The 16,985-nt window shown below is 27.6% G+C and carries 16 protein-coding genes and 2 riboswitches; of the genes, 1 reads left to right on the plus strand and 15 read right to left on the minus strand.

Annotation, left to right across the window (positions count from 1 at the left end; all coding sequences use genetic code 11):
- Positions 1-170: 170 nt before the first annotated feature.
- The 14 genes from ACTG47_RS10245 to ACTG47_RS10310 all read right to left on the minus strand — a co-directional run bounded on the left by ACTG47_RS10245 (position 171) and on the right by ACTG47_RS10310 (position 15,364).
- Positions 171-857, minus strand: coding sequence for a DUF554 domain-containing protein (locus tag ACTG47_RS10245; RefSeq protein WP_479924461.1), 687 nt, complete (start codon positions 855-857; stop codon positions 171-173).
- A 49-nt stretch (positions 858-906) separates the two neighbouring features.
- The gene (locus ACTG47_RS10250) at positions 907-1,446 is read right to left on the minus strand and encodes a prolyl-tRNA synthetase associated domain-containing protein (RefSeq protein WP_479924462.1); all 540 of its coding nucleotides are present in this window, start codon (positions 1,444-1,446) and stop codon (positions 907-909) included.
- Between the two features lie 52 nt (positions 1,447-1,498).
- The gene (locus ACTG47_RS10255; RefSeq protein ID WP_479924463.1) at positions 1,499-2,131 is read right to left on the minus strand and encodes a cyclase family protein; all 633 of its coding nucleotides are present in this window, start codon (positions 2,129-2,131) and stop codon (positions 1,499-1,501) included.
- Between the two features lie 85 nt (positions 2,132-2,216).
- Entirely contained in the window at positions 2,217-3,299 is a 1,083-nt protein-coding gene (locus ACTG47_RS10260; RefSeq protein ID WP_479924464.1) for an SIR2 family protein, read from the minus strand.
- A 128-nt stretch (positions 3,300-3,427) separates the two neighbouring features.
- Entirely contained in the window at positions 3,428-4,774 is a 1,347-nt protein-coding gene (locus ACTG47_RS10265) for a M20 family metallopeptidase (RefSeq protein WP_479924465.1), read from the minus strand.
- 68 nt (positions 4,775-4,842) lie between these two features.
- On the minus strand, positions 4,843-6,123 hold the full coding sequence (locus tag ACTG47_RS10270; RefSeq protein WP_169466996.1) for a methionine gamma-lyase family protein: 1,281 nt from the start codon (positions 6,121-6,123) through the stop codon (positions 4,843-4,845).
- Between the two features lie 127 nt (positions 6,124-6,250).
- On the minus strand, positions 6,251-6,520 hold the full coding sequence (gene hfq / locus ACTG47_RS10275) for an RNA chaperone Hfq (protein WP_169466998.1): 270 nt from the start codon (positions 6,518-6,520) through the stop codon (positions 6,251-6,253).
- 113 nt (positions 6,521-6,633) lie between these two features.
- Complete coding sequence (gene miaA, locus ACTG47_RS10280; protein ID WP_479924466.1) at positions 6,634-7,569, minus strand: tRNA (adenosine(37)-N6)-dimethylallyltransferase MiaA; 936 nt, start codon at positions 7,567-7,569, stop codon at positions 6,634-6,636.
- 37 nt (positions 7,570-7,606) lie between these two features.
- Positions 7,607-9,571: a DNA mismatch repair endonuclease MutL gene (gene mutL / locus ACTG47_RS10285; RefSeq protein ID WP_479924467.1), complete on the minus strand. Its 1,965-nt coding sequence runs from the start codon at positions 9,569-9,571 to the stop codon at positions 7,607-7,609.
- A 10-nt stretch (positions 9,572-9,581) separates the two neighbouring features.
- Complete coding sequence (gene mutS, locus ACTG47_RS10290; RefSeq protein WP_479924468.1) at positions 9,582-12,425, minus strand: DNA mismatch repair protein MutS; 2,844 nt, start codon at positions 12,423-12,425, stop codon at positions 9,582-9,584.
- A gap of 165 nt (positions 12,426-12,590) precedes the next feature.
- Positions 12,591-13,325 (minus strand): ABC transporter ATP-binding protein, encoded by a 735-nt coding sequence (locus ACTG47_RS10295; RefSeq protein WP_479927077.1) that lies wholly within the window; start codon positions 13,323-13,325, stop codon positions 12,591-12,593.
- Positions 13,294-14,307, minus strand: a complete 1,014-nt coding sequence (locus tag ACTG47_RS10300) for an ABC transporter substrate-binding protein (protein WP_479924469.1) — start codon at positions 14,305-14,307, stop codon at positions 13,294-13,296. Before ACTG47_RS10300 ends, ACTG47_RS10295 begins: the two co-directional genes overlap by 32 nt.
- 21 nt (positions 14,308-14,328) lie before the next feature.
- Positions 14,329-15,099, minus strand: a complete 771-nt coding sequence (locus ACTG47_RS10305) for an ABC transporter permease (protein WP_479924470.1) — start codon at positions 15,097-15,099, stop codon at positions 14,329-14,331.
- A complete protein-coding gene (locus tag ACTG47_RS10310) occupies positions 15,074-15,364 on the minus strand; it encodes an MTH1187 family thiamine-binding protein (protein ID WP_003424145.1) in 291 nt (96 codons plus the stop codon). The genes ACTG47_RS10305 and ACTG47_RS10310 overlap by 26 nt, the downstream gene beginning before the upstream one ends.
- A gap of 129 nt (positions 15,365-15,493) precedes the next feature.
- Positions 15,494-15,593, minus strand: a riboswitch (TPP riboswitch).
- A gap of 440 nt (positions 15,594-16,033) precedes the next feature.
- A riboswitch (cyclic di-GMP riboswitch) is annotated at positions 16,034-16,123 on the plus strand.
- Between the two features lie 52 nt (positions 16,124-16,175).
- Between ACTG47_RS10310 and ACTG47_RS10315 the strand changes: the two genes are divergently transcribed.
- Entirely contained in the window at positions 16,176-16,352 is a 177-nt protein-coding gene (locus ACTG47_RS10315; RefSeq protein WP_054270407.1) for a hypothetical protein, read from the plus strand.
- Positions 16,353-16,467: 115 nt separating this feature from the next.
- Here ACTG47_RS10315 and ACTG47_RS10320 read toward each other — a convergent pair whose 3' ends face one another.
- Positions 16,468-16,824 (minus strand): winged helix-turn-helix transcriptional regulator, encoded by a 357-nt coding sequence (locus tag ACTG47_RS10320; RefSeq protein ID WP_479924471.1) that lies wholly within the window; start codon positions 16,822-16,824, stop codon positions 16,468-16,470.
- Between the last annotated feature and the right edge of the window lie 161 nt (positions 16,825-16,985).

Raw genomic sequence — 16,985 nt, forward strand, 5'->3', positions numbered from 1 at the left:
CTCCCCATTAGTTTCATCAATAAAATAAATTTAATATAAACTTTATAATCATAATATTAAACTTATTTATACTATAATTATTAATTTGATGATAAAAGCTATTTTCCTTCTAAATAAAAAATTTGTCTAAAGTTTCTAAAAAAATTAGACAAATCTTAGATTATTATTCTTTAAATTATTCCAAATACTCCAAATAATATTGGTATAAATATGGCTGGCAATAAATTTGCTACTTTTATATTTGTTAATTTGAGTACATTTAAACCAAGACCTATAATCAGTAAACTTCCAGCTGCTGTCATCTCTGTAACTACAGGGTCACTTAAAAATCCATTTAAAAACGATGCACCCACACATATAACACCTTCATATAAAAATACAGAGATTGCAGAAAACATTACCCCTATACCTAAAGAGGCAGTAAATATAATAGAAGCTATTCCATCTATTACGGATTTTACAAATAAAGTATCATGGCTTCCTGTAAGTCCACTTTCTAGTGCCCCAACTACTGCCATAGCCCCTATACAAAATAATAAACTAGATGATATAAAACCCTCTGCAATAGAATCTTTTTTATTTCCTTTAGAGAATTTACTTTGTAAAAAAACTCCTAGCTTGTTTACCCATTTATCTATATCTATTAATTCTCCTATTAATGCACCTATAGCTATAGATGTTATTGTTACTAACGTATTTTTTCCTTCTAAAGCTCCTGATATACCAATATACAATACACATAAGGCAATTCCATTCATTATAGTATCACTTACTCTTTGAGGTAGCCCTCCTTTGATTATAAGACCTACTATACATCCACCTGCAATTGCTAAACTATTTGCTATTACTCCAAACATTTTTTCTCCCCTCGATTAGCTAATTAAAATTTGCTCCCTTTATTAAAACTTAAACATCAATGCTTTGTAGTGGATATTTTAAATATTCCAAAAACTCTTCAAAGCCTTTTCTAGATATATTTACAGTTTTAGTATTTATATTTGGATGAAAATTTAAGTAATCTTCTTTAATTACATCCTTATCTATGTAAAGTTCGACTTTTCTTTCTGTGTCATTTATCAATGAAAAAGGATTTACACTTCCTGGAAGAAGTTTAAGTACATTGTATAATCTTTCAGGTGAAGCAAATGATAATCTAGAACTTCCTATCTTATCTTTAAGTGAGTTTAAATCGACTTGTTTTTCTCCTTTAACTACAATAAGGTAATACTTATTTCCTTTAGCATTTCTCAAAAATAAATTTTTACATTGACATCCTTTTGTTATTTCATCTAAAATTACTAGTTGTTCTGCTGTATATACAGCTTCATGTTCTACTACATCATATTCAATATTTAATTTGTCCAAGACACCATATATTTTAGTTTCATTCATACTCACTTCATTTTCATCTTGCTCTTTAATAACTTTATCATTCAAATCACTCATATTTCTCTTTTCTCCTTAAACACTTTGTTATTTCTAGACCCTCTTTAAGATATTATTCTACAATAGCCATTGCTCTTACTGGAGCACCATCAGCGTCATTATATTTAAATGGAGCTGCTATAAATAGAAATCTTTCTGGAATATTTTCTAAATTTGTAAGATTTTCTATTATTATTTTACCTTTCTCAAATAAAATATGATGTACTTCAAAAACTGATGTATCATATCTATCAACTGATAGCATGTCTATTCCTATACCTTTTATATTAGTATCAGCTATATAATTTGCAGCTTCTTCTGTTAATGTAGGATAACCTACATAATACTGCTTTTTATCCCAAAATTTTGACCAACCTGATTTAAATATTATAAAATCACTACTTTTTATTTCATCTTCATATTTTTTTAGATATTCTAGTTCTATATTCTTATTACCTTTTTCAAGTTCCAGTACATAAGCTTTTCCAACAAAATTTTCTATGTCTAATTTATCTAGGGTTTCACCTTTAGTATACATATGTCTTGGTGAATCCATATGAGTTCCATTATGGGAAAATACACTAATTAGTGTTTCTTGATAACCATTTTCTTCAATAATTGCTACTTTTTTGATATCTGGTCTATTAGGCTCTGCATATACAGGCATGTCGTTATGTGTCACATGAGTTAAATCAAAAACCTTCATCTTTATATACCCCCTATGTTTTACTTTCTATTATATACCTAAATTCACTTTATTTCTATCAGTTTTTATTCCATTATATACCATACTAATATATAGTTTTTATAAATTTCAAGGGGTTTATAGAAAAATCTTGAAAAGAATTATCAGTAAATATAACATCTTCGCCCAAAAAACGTTTGTATCTTCCCTCTTCCTTTTTTAGTGTAATTCTTTGCTTCTGTGAATGATTGTTAAAAACCATTACTTTAAGTGGGGCTTTTTTTCTATTTGTCTGAACCCTTTTTAGCATGTATTTTATATGCATATCAGCTTCAGGAAATGAATATCCACAAAATATTAAAAGGTCAGTATCTCTCAAAGTTTTTTCTGTTTCATTCCATACATTACTTAAAAATATATTTGACATATTCTTAAAATATGTTGGTGGAACTATAATAGGTTCTGTCAATTCACCACATTCTAGGCATTTTGTTTCTGAACTATTTTCAATAAGTTTCATAACACCACCTTCATGTGGTGTAAGAGTTACGCTATTACAAATAGGGCAATAAAGCCAATTTAATGACCCATGCACCTTATATAATTTTATTAGAGGCTCTTTTGGTTTCCTCCAGTTTATTCCTTCTTTAAAATTAGTAAATTCTATACCATAATCAAGCATAATTGGAGAATTATTTTTGTCTCTTAAACCAGTGACTGTATTATCTATATGTATATCATAATTTGCACTAATAAAAGTGGTATCAAGAAGTAAATCATTTTCTAAAAGGTTTTCAACTAAAAGTTTATGATGTTTATTATCTGTTTTAGGTGTATTATGAATTGCTTCAGCCATTAACAATATTAAATATTGTCTCAAAAAACGTATACTATCACTTTTGTTATTTAAATTCTCTAGGCCAAAGTTTCTAAAAGCCTCTCTTCTTTGTTCTGCTAAATCTAAAAGACCTAGAACTTCCTCAAATGTAGGAAAATTTGCATTATCTAAATTATCTTTTACTATATCAATATTGAACATCTGTTTAAAAAAATTGTACAATTCTCTATTCATATTTGTATTATAATTTTTAGGATTTAGTTTTTTAAAATATTCACTAAAAAGTTCATTTTGAATAGGTAGATTTTCTGCTGCTGAAGCTCCTGCTCCTAAAAATATAGCTATTTTCATACGATTCCTCCTAATATAAATATTACTACTATTTTTATATCTATTAAATATTCATATCTTTGATAATACAACAATAAAGCTATCTTTTCCTAGAAAAAATCCTATTACAAGACAGCTTTATATTTATATTAAATCTTTAATAATTCATAAATAGAAAGAGCATATATTTGAGTAGCTTTTACAATATCCTCTACTATTAAATATTCATTAGCTTGATGTTCTGTTTCTGGTTTTCCTGGGAAAATAGCTCCAAATGCAACACAATTATCTAAAGCTCTTGCATAAGTTGCTCCTCCAGATGAAAGTGGTGTTCCATCAAGACCAGTTTCTTCTTCGTATACTTTTCTAAGTGTTCTTACAAGAAGTGTATCTTCTGGAACATAGATTGAATCTAAGAAATCATACTCCTTATAAGTTAAATTGTACTTATCTGTCATCTTTTTTAATTCTTTTACAAAGTCATCTTTTTTGTATGTTACTGGGATTCTTATGTCTATTCCGGCAAATTCTTTCTCACTATCAATAGTTACTTTACCTATATTTACTGTTAACTTGCCCGATACATCATCTTTACAATTAGGAATTATATTATTACCATTAGCATCCTCTCCAATGACTTCTGCTAAAAACTTAATTATATTAGAATCTATACCTATATTATTAAGAGCTATACAAAGTCTAGCTACTGCATTTATACCAGTATCACTTGCTGCTGAATGGACACTTTTTCCTATTATACATATTTTATTTCCTTCAACATTATATTCAAAATTTAACTTATCAAGTTCTTTTTTTAATTTATCAGAATATTTTCCGATATAAATTGCTTTTCCTGGAACTGCATTTAAAGCTTTTCCAACTGACAGTTCTATATCACTTTTACTATCACAAGTTAAATGAACTTGTAAAAGTCCTTTTTCTGCATTTGTTATTGGGAATCTAGAGTCTGGAGTAAATCCGTAATTTGGTATTTCTTCATTGTTCTCTTTATATTTATTTATACATCTCCAAAGATTTTCTTCATCGGCTCCAAAAATAAATCTTATTCTTTTATTAAAGTCTACATTTAAATCCATAAGAGCTTTTACTGCATAAATTGCTGATATTGTAGGACCTTTATCATCTTGTGTTCCTCTTCCATATAAATTACCATTTTCTAAGATAGCTTCAAATGGAGGATGATTCCAACTTTCTAAATCACCTTCTGGAACCACATCAACATGACCAAGTATGCCTATCATTTTTTCACCTTGTCCTATTTCTGCATATCCATAGTATCCATCCTTATATACGGTCTTAAACCCTAGAGATTTACATAAGTCTAATATACCTCTTAAAGCCTTATCTACATTTTCACCAAACGGACAGTTTTCAGTTGCTTCAGATATAACACTAGGTATTTTTACACTTTCTTGTATAGAAGAAATCATTTCATCTTGTAGAGAATTTACTTTTTCTTTAATTTGCGCTTTCATATTATCACCCTTCAATTTTCATCATAATATACTAATAAATATTTTGACCTTTTTAAAAAAAAATATGCCTATTTTTTCAGTTTTTTTATAAATTCAATTGCTTTTAATGTCCCCATTTTTGAATGGTCAAATGTAAGTCCACCTTGAAAATAAACGTTATAAGGAGGTCTTATTGGAGCATCTGCACTTAATTCTATAGAAGAACCTTGAATAAAAGCTCCTGCTGCCATTATGACTTCACTTTCATATCCAGGCATGTCCCAAGGAACAGGTTTTACATAAGAATCAACTGGCGCAGCTTCTTGTATTCCTTCACAAAAACTTATTACTTCATCAGCATCATTAAGTCTAATACATTGAATAATATCACTTCTTAAGTCATCGTATTTTGGCAATACATCATAACCTAACTTTTCAAAAGCTCTCGAACAAAATATGGCTCCCATTACAGCCTGAGACACTATATATGGTGCTAAGAAGAATCCTTGAAGTACATTTCTAGTAGTTCCAAAAGTAAGACCACATTCTTTTCCTATTCCAGGAGAAGTCATTCTATAAGATATAAGTTCAATTAAATCTTTTTTACCAGCGATATATCCACCTGTTAATGCAAGTCCACCACCAGGATTTTTTATTAAAGAGCCAGCCATAACATCTGCTCCAACATCAGTAGGTTCTTTAGTATCTAAAAACTCACCATAACAATTATCAACCATTACGATAGCTTCTGGTTTGACAGACTTTATTACATCAATAACTTCTTTTATATCACTAATTGAAAGTGATTTTCTCCAAGAATAACCTTTTGACCTTTGTATCATAACAAGTTTAGTTCTATCATTTATTTTATTTCTAATTCCTTCTAAATCTAAATTACCATCTTCTAAAAAATCTACATCATCATATGTAACACCATACTCTTTTAATGAACCTTTTTCTTCTCTTATCCCTATAACACCTTCTAAAGTATCGTATGGTCTACCAGTAACAGACAAAATTTCGTCTCCTGGTCTAACTATACCTTGTATGCATAAAGTAAGTGCATGTGTTCCATTTACAATTATTGGTCTTACAAGAGCATCTTCTGTATTAAAAACTTTAGAATAAATTTCTTCTATTTTTTCACGACCAATATCATTATATCCATATCCTGTAGTCCAGTTAAAGTGCATGTCACTTAGTTTAGATTCTTGCATAGCTTTTAAAACTTTATATTGATTATATTCTCTTATTTCCTTTATTTCTTCAAACTTATCCTTTATATCTTCCATTACTTCTTGTGATAGTTTGAAAGTATCATTATCTATCCCATAGTAATCTTTTAATAATTCCTTTGTCTCATTAAGCATTTTATCACCTGTCTCTTTATTGTTTTATTTAAACATGTCAAAGGAGACTATTTTACTAAAACAAATAAATCATAGTTTATAGGTTAGTATAAGTCTCCTCTCAATCATTTTAAATTAAATTAATTATCTATCTGTTGTTATTATTGTTGTTATTATTGTTGTTTTGATTTTGATTTGTTAGATTAATATACTTTCCAGGTTGTATAGTCGAAACAGCATGTTTATAAATCATGTTTTGTTGTCTATTGTCTCCTTCTATTAATATTATATAACTATCAAATCCTTTTACAAGCCCTTTAACTTGTACACCATTAACTAAATATATAGTAACAGGTATCCTTTCTTTCCTAGCATTATTTAAAAACAAATCTTGTAAATTTAAAACTGTATTTTTCATTAGATTTGTACCCTCCCAAGATTAAATTGAACTTCTAAAATATTCCTACCTTATATTCTATATAAGTTATGATAAATTTTCAATATTAAGTTGTATACTTAAAAAATTATATATTATTTTATAGAATCTTTAATATATAAGATTATTTCATTTTTTAATGTATCTATACTTTCATATTTGTCTAAATCAAACCATTTTGCTGTTTCATATCTTTTAAACCAAGTTATTTGACGCTTTGCATACCTTCTAGAATCTCTTTTGATTATTTCAATAGCTTCTTCGTATGTATATTCTCCATCTAAATACTTTAATATCTCTTTATAACCTATACCTTGCATAGATATCATATCTTTTTTAAATCCCATACTTAAAAGTTTTTTGACTTCTTCAACTAACCCATTTTTTAACATTATGTCAACTCTCATATTTATTCTTTCATATAAGTGTTCTCTATTTCTATTTAATACTATTATTATGGGTTCATACTCTTCATTAAGTTTTAAATCACTTGAAAAGTCATCCATTTTCTTACCGCTTAGACAAACTTCAAGTGCCCTTATAACTCTTTTAGTATTGTTCTTATGAATTCTATTAGCAGCTTCTTCATCGAGTGATTTCAATCTATTATGCATGTAATCTATGCCTTTTTCAGCAAGCTGACTTTGAAGTTCATCTCTTAGCTCATTATTTGCATCAGACTTTGCAAAATCCATATTATATATTAAAGAATTCAAATACAGCCCTGTGCCTCCAGTTACTAAAACAGATTTTCCTTTTTGAGTTATTTCATATATATATTTTTTTGCTCTCTGTTGAAATTCTGATACTGAAAATGGATAATCAGGCTTAACTTCATCTATAAGGTAGTGCTTTATTCCCTGCATCTCTTCCTCTGTAACTTTTGCACTTCCAATATCCATATATTTATATATTTGCATAGAATCTGCTGAAATTATCTCTGCATTCACATCTCTTGCTAATTTTATTGATAAATCTGTCTTTCCAACAGCAGTTGGACCTGTAAGTATTATAAGTGGTATTTTTTTCATAATATTCCTTTCCATATATTTTAACTATCCAGATATTTTACATGATTCTTTTAAACATTTTTTCTATTTCTGTCTTAGATATTTCAACCATTATAGGTCTTCCGTGAGGGCATGTAAATGGATTCTCACACTCTTCTAGCTGTTTTAATAGGCTTTTTATTTCAATATCATATATTTTATCATTCGCTTTTATAGCAGACCTACATGCCATAGATGCAAATCTTTCTCCTTTTAAATCATAATTGCTTGTAATCTCTTCTATATTGTCTATTATTTGAAGTATGAATTTTTCAGTTTCAGGAACACCAAATATAGTTGGTACACATCTTATCATTATATGATTATTACCAAATACTTCTAGTTCAAAACCAAATTTCATAAATAACTCTAAATTATTTTCAATTTGAAGCATATCTACATTTGATACTTCAATTACCACAGGGTCTAAAAGTATTTGCATATTAATATCTTGCCTATAAAACTTTTCCATATATCTCTCATATAATATTCTTTCATGTGCAGCATGTTGGTCCAACAAATACATAGAATCATCTTTGCTTAAAATTATATAAGTATTAAACACTACTCCAATAACAGAATATCCATATAAAGAAAACTTAGCTTTTGAACTATATAGATATTCTTCTTCACCATCTCTAACACCATCATGATAACAGTTTCTATTGTTTACAGAAGCATCAACTTGAAATTCTTCTTGCATATTGTCATTTACATTATCTTCACTTAGATACTTAGTATTTTTTAATTCATCTTCTACATTTGCACTTAAGACTTCACTTACTGATTGAAATTCATTTATTGGTCTTTCACTCGATAAAGTTATAAATTCAATAGCTTCATCTTTTTCTCTAGTAATATTATTATTTTGAGAATTAGATTCTAATAAATTATTATTTTTTGATTCAAAAACTGTACTTTTTTCTCTATTATTAATAGCAATTCTAGGTTGTGTTTTTTTATCAGTATAAGTAGCATACTTACCAATAAGATTTGAATGTATCAGTTTAACCTTTAGAAAATCTCTAAGTTCTATATACACTTCTTGTTCTTTTTCAAATTTAATTTCAAGTTTATTAGGATGTATATTTACATCTATACACGATGGGTCTACTTCTATATTTAAAAAACAAACTGCATGCTTACCTATTGGAATTATAGACTTATAACTTTCTGTTATTGCATCTATGATTATTTTGCTTTTTACAAATCTTTTATTTATATAGATATGTTGTAAATTTTTATTAGAACGATATATATTGTTATTACCTATATATCCATTCATTTTAAAATGATTACATTTAAACTCCACATCTATTATATTTTCTGTTATCTCTTTTCCATATATACTTCTAATGGTGTTTACAAGCTTCCCATCTCCTGGAGTATTTAGCATTTGTTTATTATTATTTGTATATTTAAATTGAACACTTGGATTACCTATTGCAAGTTTATTTATTAAATCACTTATATTTATAGTTTCTGCATGAGTAGATTTTAAAAACTTCTGTCTTGCTGGTGTATTAAAGAAAATATCTTTTATAATAATTGTAGTCCCATTAGTAGAACCTATTGGTTCTTTTGACATTATTTTGCCACCCTCAACATATATTTTAGTTCCTATAATCTCGTCCTTTGTTTTAGTAGTCATCTCTAATTTAGATACAGCTGATATAGATGCTAATGCCTCTCCTCTAAAACCAAGAGAATATAAATCGTATAAATCATCAATTTTTTTAATTTTACTAGTAGCATGTCTTAAAAATGATTTTTCAACTTCACTTGAATGTATTCCTATTCCATTATCTGTAATCTTAATTAAACTCTTGCCTCCATCAACTATATCTATAGAAATTTTGTTTGCACCTGCATCGATAGAGTTTTCAATAAGCTCTTTCACTACAGAAGAAGGTCTTTCTACAACCTCACCTGCTGCTATCTTGTTTATAGTCAAATCATCTAGGATGTTAATTATATTTTTCATTTGTACACCTCTAAGATTTTATTTCTTTTGCTTTTTTTTGAAGATTATAAAGAGAATTTATCGCATCTAATGGAGTCATATTTAAGATATCTAGATTTAAAATTTCTTCTGATAATATATCTCTCTTTACACTATCAAAAGATATTTGAGTTAATGCTACTTCTTTTACAGAATCTTCTTTATTAGTTTTATCTTTAGTATCATTTTCCCTTATTAAAGCAACTTCATCATTTAATAATTTAAATTTAGAATTTAATTTATCATAATCCTTTTTTATATGCTTATAGTCTTTTACTACAAGTTCATGTTCTATTTTTAGAGATTCATATTTATTCTTAAAATTACTTTGATTTACTTTAAGCAATTCTTCATCTAAATTAATATTAGGCACATTAGTTTTTTCTTTATCTCCATTTATTGCTACACTGTTATAAACATGATTTTTTTCCAAGTCTTTAAGTATATATTTTGCTCTTTCTATGACTTCATCTGGCAATTTAGCTAATTTGGCAACATATATTCCATAGCTCTTATCTGCCCCTTGAGGAATTATTTTTCTTAAAAAGATTATTCCTTCTCCATCTTCTTTGACTGCTATTGAATAATTTTTAACTTCTTTAAATTCCTCTTCTAAATCAGTAAGTTCATGATAATGAGTTGCAAATAATGTCTTGCACCTAATATTCTTCTGAATATATTCCACTATCGACCATGCTAAACTTATACCATCATAAGTGCTAGTTCCACGACCTATTTCATCTAATATAACTAGACTTCTCTCTGTTGCATTTTTCAGTATGAGAGAAACTTCATTCATTTCCACCATAAAAGTAGACTGACCTTGAGATAGGTCATCACTAGCTCCAACTCTAGTAAATATTCTATCTAAGATTGGAATATCAGCATATTCTGCTGGTACAAATGAACCTATATGTGCCATAAGTGCTATTATAGCAGTTTGTCTCATATATGTTGATTTACCAGACATATTAGGACCAGTTATTATGTTAATGATATTTTCCCCACGATTTAGATATGTGTCATTTGGAACGAAATTTTCCTCACCTACTATATTTTCAACAACTGGATGTCTACCATTTCTTATATCAAGTTTATTATTTTCATTTATTGCTGGTTTTACATAGTTATTTATGTGTGCAACTGTTGCAAGAGATACAAAAACATCTATATTAGCTATAGTCTTAGCTACTTTTTGTATTCTATCTATATTTTTATATATAGTATCTCTTATACCTACAAATATCTCGTATTCCAGAGACTTGATTTTCTCTTCAGCATGTAATATTTTTTCTTCTATTTCCTTTAATTCTGGAGTTATATATCTTTCTGCATTACTAAGTGTCTGTTTTCTTATATATGTCTCATCTAGTTTTGCCTGTTTAAAGTTAGCTTTTGTTATTTCTATATAGTAACCAAAAACTTTATTAAAACCTATTTTTAACGATTTAACTCCTGTTTTTTCTCTTTCCCTGTTTTCTATTTCTTTTACAAGAAAAGCTCCATTTTTAGAAATATCTCTCAATTCTTTAAGCTCATCACTAAAATCGGATTTAATTATATTTCCATCTTTTATAGTTATTGTAGGTTCTTCTAAAATAGATTCATCTATTAAATTGTATATATCATCCAATTTATCCATTTCTGAAACATACTCTTTTAGTATTGTCGCATTTGATAAATCTATTGTGTCTTTTAAATTTGGTAATTTCTCTATTGAATTTTTTAAGTGAATTAATTCTTTTGGTGTTACTCTTTCAAATGCTATCTTTCCACATATTCTTTCTATATCGTATATGTTTTTAAGTATATCATTTAAATCTTCTCTTAATATAAAGTCATCTTTTATCTCTTCTATTACGTCCAATCTATTTTCAATTTTAGATTTATTTATCAAAGGTTCTTCAACATATTTTCTTAAAAGTCTACCTCCCATTGCTGTAGAAGTTTTATCAAGAACATGCAATAATGAACCTTTCTTCTTGTTACCTCTTATAGTTTGAGTAAGTTCTAAATTAGTCCTAGTAAACATATCTAAAACCATATATTCTGATGAATTGTATATATTTATATTATTTATATTAGATGTTATTTGTTTTTGAGTGTTATATATATAATTCAGAAGAATTGATAAGCTTGACTTTATAAGACCTTTATCATCAAACTTTAATTTTTGTAGATAAACCTCTGGAAAATATTCTCTTAATATGTTTATATCCAAATAGTTATCACTAAAACTTTCATTTATGTATATGTTACTTACAGTAGCTATATCTCTAAGCTTTTCTATAAAGTCTAAATCATTTATAATTATTTCTGTTGGATGGATTTTTGCAATCTCTTCAATTACTTTATCTTCATTTAAACATGTTGCATTAGTTTCTCCTGTACTTATATCAACATAAGTTAATCCTATATTAGAACCATCCTTATATAGAGATAATAAATAATTATTCTTTTTGTTTTCAAGTAAGTTTCCATCTAAAACGGTTCCAGGAGTGATTACTCTTATAACCTCTCTTCTAACAATCCCTTTTGCAGTGGATGGGTCTTCCATTTGTTCACCTATTGCTACTTTATATCCATTTTCAACTAATTTCGATATATATGAATTGGCTGAGTGGAAAGGTACACCACACATAGGAGCACGTTCTTCTAAACCACAAGCTTTTCCTGTCAATGCTATTTCAAGAGCTTTTGAAGCTACTAATGCATCTTCAAAAAACATTTCATAAAAATCTCCCAATCTAAAAAACAGTATACAATCTTTATATCTATTTTTCACTTCAAGATATTGCTTCATCATAGGAGTTAATTTATTCATATCTATTTGCATTATCAAACCTCCTTCTTTTCTAATTAAATATTATATCATAGTAGATGATTATTATTAACATAATATATAAAATTTTGACGTATAACTAAAAAACAATCCAAAATGTATAATTACATTTTGGATTGTTAAGTTTAATATTTTTTAAATAAAACATATATAGAACTTTTACAGCAAAGATATTATTTCTTTCTTAAGTTTAATGACATTTTCAAGGTTATCTTCATTTAATTTTTTATTATCAATAATAAATTCTTTTTTTATTACTGATGGCTTTTTTGAAATAACATAAATTCTATTTGACAACATTATAGCTTCATCAATATCATGGGTTATAAGAAGTATTGTTGAATTCACCTTTTTCTTAACATCTAAAAGCCATTTTTGCATAGATGTCTTAGTCAATGAGTCAAGTGCTCCAAAAGGCTCATCTAAAAGCATTATGTCATTAGAATTTACAAAGGTTCTCAGGAAATTTGCTCTCTGTCTCATTCCTCCAGAAAGTTCAGACGGATATTTATTTTCATATCCATTTAAACCAAAAACCTCAAAATAATGTTTTACCATTTCCCTTGCTTTACTCTTTTTTTCTTTTTTTAAGACTAGTGGTAGTGACACATTATCTATTATAGTTTTATATGGTAAAAGTAAGTCTTTTTGATACATGTAACTGTATTTCCCATTTATATCTACATTACCACTATTATAATCTGTAAGTTTAGTTATAATATTAAATATAGTACTTTTTCCACATCCACTTGGACCTAATATAGAAACAAATTCACCTTCATATACATCAATGCTTATATCTTTTAAAACTTCAACTTCTTTATATGTTTTTGATACATTTTCTATAGATACTTTTATTTTTTTATTGTGGTAAGAATTCATTTGTGTAAGCATCACTTGCCTTCATATCCTTATCTATTAATTTATATTCTTTTAAGAATGATGTGTAGTTATTCCATACACTGTCTTTCATTTCTCCCCATCTAGGTGCATCATCTTTATATTTACTTGCTAGATATTCTTGACTCTTTAGTGCTAATTTTTCATCTACTTCAGGTGCATGCTTTACTAATATTTTTGCTGCATCTTCTGGATTTTTAATTGCATATTCATAACCTTTTGTTGTAGCTTTTAAGAATTTCTTAGCTAATTCTGGATTATCTTTAAGTACAGTTTCATTAGAAATTATAAGTGGTGTATAATAATCTAATCTCTCATCTAAATCTTTTACTGGTATAAAGTTTAAATCATAGTCAATTAAGCTTGCCTTAACTGCATCCCAGCCTTCAAATATCCATGCAAAATCTACAGTTTTCATAGCTGCAAAGAAATCATCTTGACCAGTATTAACTATTTTTAACTTATTAAAATCGGCTCCATTTTTCTTCATAACTGCTTTAAACACAGCTTCTTCTGATGGAGAACCCCAACCACCATAAGTTTTTCCTTCAAAATCTTTAGCTGTAGTTATATTTTTTTCTTTTGGTGATGCAAACCCAGAAGTATTATGTTGTATAACAGCTGCTACAGCTTTTATTGGAAGTGGGTCTTCACTAGTCTTTGCATAGGTAACTTGTTCTTGATAACTTATACCAAAGTCAGCTTTACCTGTTGCAACTAAAGTCTCAGCTCCACTTTCAGGAGGTTGTACTATTTCTACATCTAAACCTTCTTCTTTATAATAACCTTTATCAAGTGCTACAAATAATCCAGTATGATTTGTATTTGGTGTCCAATCAAGTACCATAGTCACTTTTTTAGAAGAATCATCTTTAGCATTATTTTTATCCTTATTATTATTTGAAGAACATCCAGTTATTGTTGCTAGTGTAAAGACACTTGCTAAACCTAATATTCCTAATTTTTTAAAATTCATAATATCCTCCCTCAAATACATTTAATCTGCTAATCTATGTCTTATAACAATTTTTTTTATTGCTTGTACAACGCCTACAAATATCAAACTAAATATAACTACCAATATAGTAGATGCAAATACTTTATCAAGAGCATATGCACTTTTTGACCTTAGCATATAAACACCAAGACCTTTAGTTCCACCTAACCACTCTGCAACAGTTGCTGCCATTACAGCATAAGTTGCAGATATTTTTAGACCAGAAAAAAATTTATCCATTGCCATAGGAAATTTAAGATGAATAAATGTATTAATTTTGTTTGAATTCATAGTCTTAAATAAATTTAAATAGTCTTTATCAATATTCTCAATTCCATCCACAAAACTTATTAATATAGGAAAAAAACAAGTAAGTGTTACCATCAATATTTTTGGCATTGTTCCAAAGCCAAACCATATCATAAAAAGTGGAGCTATAATTATTGTAGGTATCATTTGAGTGACCAACATAATAGGATAAAGACATTTTTTTATTATCAACACAAAATCCATCAATACACCAATTGTTAATGATATTATAATTGCAACTATAAAACCAAGTATTGCCTCTCCTATAGTAACTATAGCATGCATGGATAAATTTTGAGAGTCTTTAAAAAATACATTAAGTATATCTACTGGCGTGGGTAGTATATACTGCGGAACTTTTAAAACTTCTACCACAGATTGCCAAAGAATAAGTATAAACAAAAATGTTGCTATTGGATATATACTATCTTTAACTTTATCTATGATTTCTAAGTTTTTCATCTATAGTCAAGCCTCCAGCTTTTTCATCCACTCTAGCTACTGTTATAACTCTTTCACATCCAAGATTAAAAGGGATTTTATGTACTTTCTTCAATAATTCAAAAACTTCATCAAAATCACCTTCAACAGTCGTGCTCATCGCACCTATTTCACATTTAAGACCGCTTTTTTCAATTTCAGCAATACAAGCATCTACTACTTTGTACATTTCTTCTTCACCTTTATAAGGTCTTAGTGGCATTACTGCTATGTCTGCAATTACCATTTAAATCACTCCTTTAAAAATAATTAATACCTACTAGGTATATTTTGTTTTTTATTAAAAATTTTATTTCCAAAAAGATACTATATTTGAATAAAATAAAAGTCCTATCCACAATAGGATAAGACTTATTTTCATCTTTACTGGTCTCCCTACACTGGCATTATCCAAACAGGTTCAAAGGGTCGAGATAAAATCTCCTCTCAGCACATTAGCTCCCCGAAATATATTATATCTTTTCTACTTGATTATACTACACTTATCATATTTTAACAAATTTTTTATTCATATTATATATTTTGTACATTTTAAAATCTATAATACCAAAATAATATTTTTTTAGAAATTATATTTACACTATACATACTCATCATAAATTATTAGAATTTGATTAAGATTTAAAGTTTATCTACAAAAATATACTATTCTAAGAAACTTTTTTTATTTTATTAACTGTTTAACTTTGTTTAGTTTTACTTTCCTTCCTCAAATTAATTCAATTTAAATTAATAATAAAAAGCTATTACTATGATTTGCATATATAAGCTATATAATATAATTATTTTACCTAATTTATTTTTGAAAAACAAATTATTTTTTTTAATTTTTAAATTTTTTAATATCTACCTTGAAAAATCAAACGTTTTCCTATATGATTGTAATTGTAGAATAAAACTAAATAGGCAAAACTAGAGAAATTTAGTGACGCAAAGCTATAGGGACTAAGACTTATAAAACAAGTTATGTCAGCCAGTTGCCAAAAAGATATTTTCTTTTTGTTTTTATGAAAGTTTTTTAGGGGGATAAATGATATATGTTTATAGATAAGATGGATAGATGTACACATATACTAACTGCATATATATGTAGTTCATACGATTACTGCAATTTTATAGATACACAATTAAATGACTTTATACTAGAATATGGAGAGAACGTGGTAGAATCTTGTTTGCATCAAGTGATGGTATTGGTAAGCAGATATAATTAAAGAAATTTTATTTTCTAGAAAACCCTTTTTAGTTTTATCTACGTTTTATAATGCATTAAAAAAACTAATTAAAGTAGGCTTTATTGTCTACTTTTTATGAAGTAAACAGTTGAGTTTATCTCATATACTGTTTACCCCAATTACATAATTCTAATAATATAGATTCCAATGATTTCCCACGTTTAGTAGCCAAATATTCGACTTTTGGAGGAATAGTAGGATAAGAAACCCTCTTAATAAGCCCATCTCTTTCAAGATGCTTTAATTCTTGTGACAGTATCTTATGACTTATATGAACAACTTCTTTTTTTAATTGACTGTAACGTATTGCCTCTTGTTTTAAAATATGCCATAGAATAATTGCCCTCCATTTACTTCCTATCACAGTCATGGTAAAACCAATTGAACAATTAAAATCTTTTTGTCTTTCTTCAATATTTGGAAATTCTTCAAAATTATTATCTATATTCATCCCAATCCTCTCTTTCAAAATGGTAAGTAGCTAACTAAAAAGTACATTCTTGTTTAACATATTAATTCGTAATATAATTTTGATTGTAGCATAGAGCCTTACATAATACTACTTTTTTAGATGTATATGTTTAAATTCTAATATAGACATATACTATCTTA

It is taken from the genome of Clostridioides sp. LIBA-6622, from assembly GCF_056716095.1.

Bases quoted from the DNA above. Each gene is read 5' to 3' on its own strand.
- ACTG47_RS10320 (WP_479924471.1), bottom strand. From the start codon at position 16,824: ATGAATATAGATAATAATTTTGAAGAATTTCCAAATATTGAAGAAAGA.
- ACTG47_RS10270 (WP_169466996.1), bottom strand. From the start codon at position 6,123: ATGCTTAATGAGACAAAGGAATTATTAAAAGATTACTATGGGATAGAT.
- ACTG47_RS10295 (WP_479927077.1), bottom strand. From the start codon at position 13,325: ATGCTTACACAAATGAATTCTTACCACAATAAAAAAATAAAAGTATCT.
- mutS (WP_479924468.1), bottom strand. From the start codon at position 12,425: ATGCAAATAGATATGAATAAATTAACTCCTATGATGAAGCAATATCTT.
- ACTG47_RS10245 (WP_479924461.1), bottom strand. From the start codon at position 857: ATGTTTGGAGTAATAGCAAATAGTTTAGCAATTGCAGGTGGATGTATA.
- ACTG47_RS10260 (WP_479924464.1), bottom strand. From the start codon at position 3,299: ATGAAAATAGCTATATTTTTAGGAGCAGGAGCTTCAGCAGCAGAAAAT.
- ACTG47_RS10310 (WP_003424145.1), bottom strand. From the start codon at position 15,364: ATGGTAATTGCAGACATAGCAGTAATGCCACTAAGACCTTATAAAGGT.
- ACTG47_RS10265 (WP_479924465.1), bottom strand. From the start codon at position 4,774: ATGAAAGCGCAAATTAAAGAAAAAGTAAATTCTCTACAAGATGAAATG.
- ACTG47_RS10300 (WP_479924469.1), bottom strand. From the start codon at position 14,307: ATGAATTTTAAAAAATTAGGAATATTAGGTTTAGCAAGTGTCTTTACA.
- mutL (WP_479924467.1), bottom strand. From the start codon at position 9,571: ATGAAAAATATAATTAACATCCTAGATGATTTGACTATAAACAAGATA.
- ACTG47_RS10315 (WP_054270407.1), top strand. From the start codon at position 16,176: ATGTTTATAGATAAGATGGATAGATGTACACATATACTAACTGCATAT.
- miaA (WP_479924466.1), bottom strand. From the start codon at position 7,569: ATGAAAAAAATACCACTTATAATACTTACAGGTCCAACTGCTGTTGGA.
- hfq (WP_169466998.1), bottom strand. From the start codon at position 6,520: ATGAAAAATACAGTTTTAAATTTACAAGATTTGTTTTTAAATAATGCT.
- ACTG47_RS10250 (WP_479924462.1), bottom strand. From the start codon at position 1,446: ATGAGTGATTTGAATGATAAAGTTATTAAAGAGCAAGATGAAAATGAA.
- ACTG47_RS10305 (WP_479924470.1), bottom strand. From the start codon at position 15,099: ATGAAAAACTTAGAAATCATAGATAAAGTTAAAGATAGTATATATCCA.
- ACTG47_RS10255 (WP_479924463.1), bottom strand. From the start codon at position 2,131: ATGAAGGTTTTTGATTTAACTCATGTGACACATAACGACATGCCTGTA.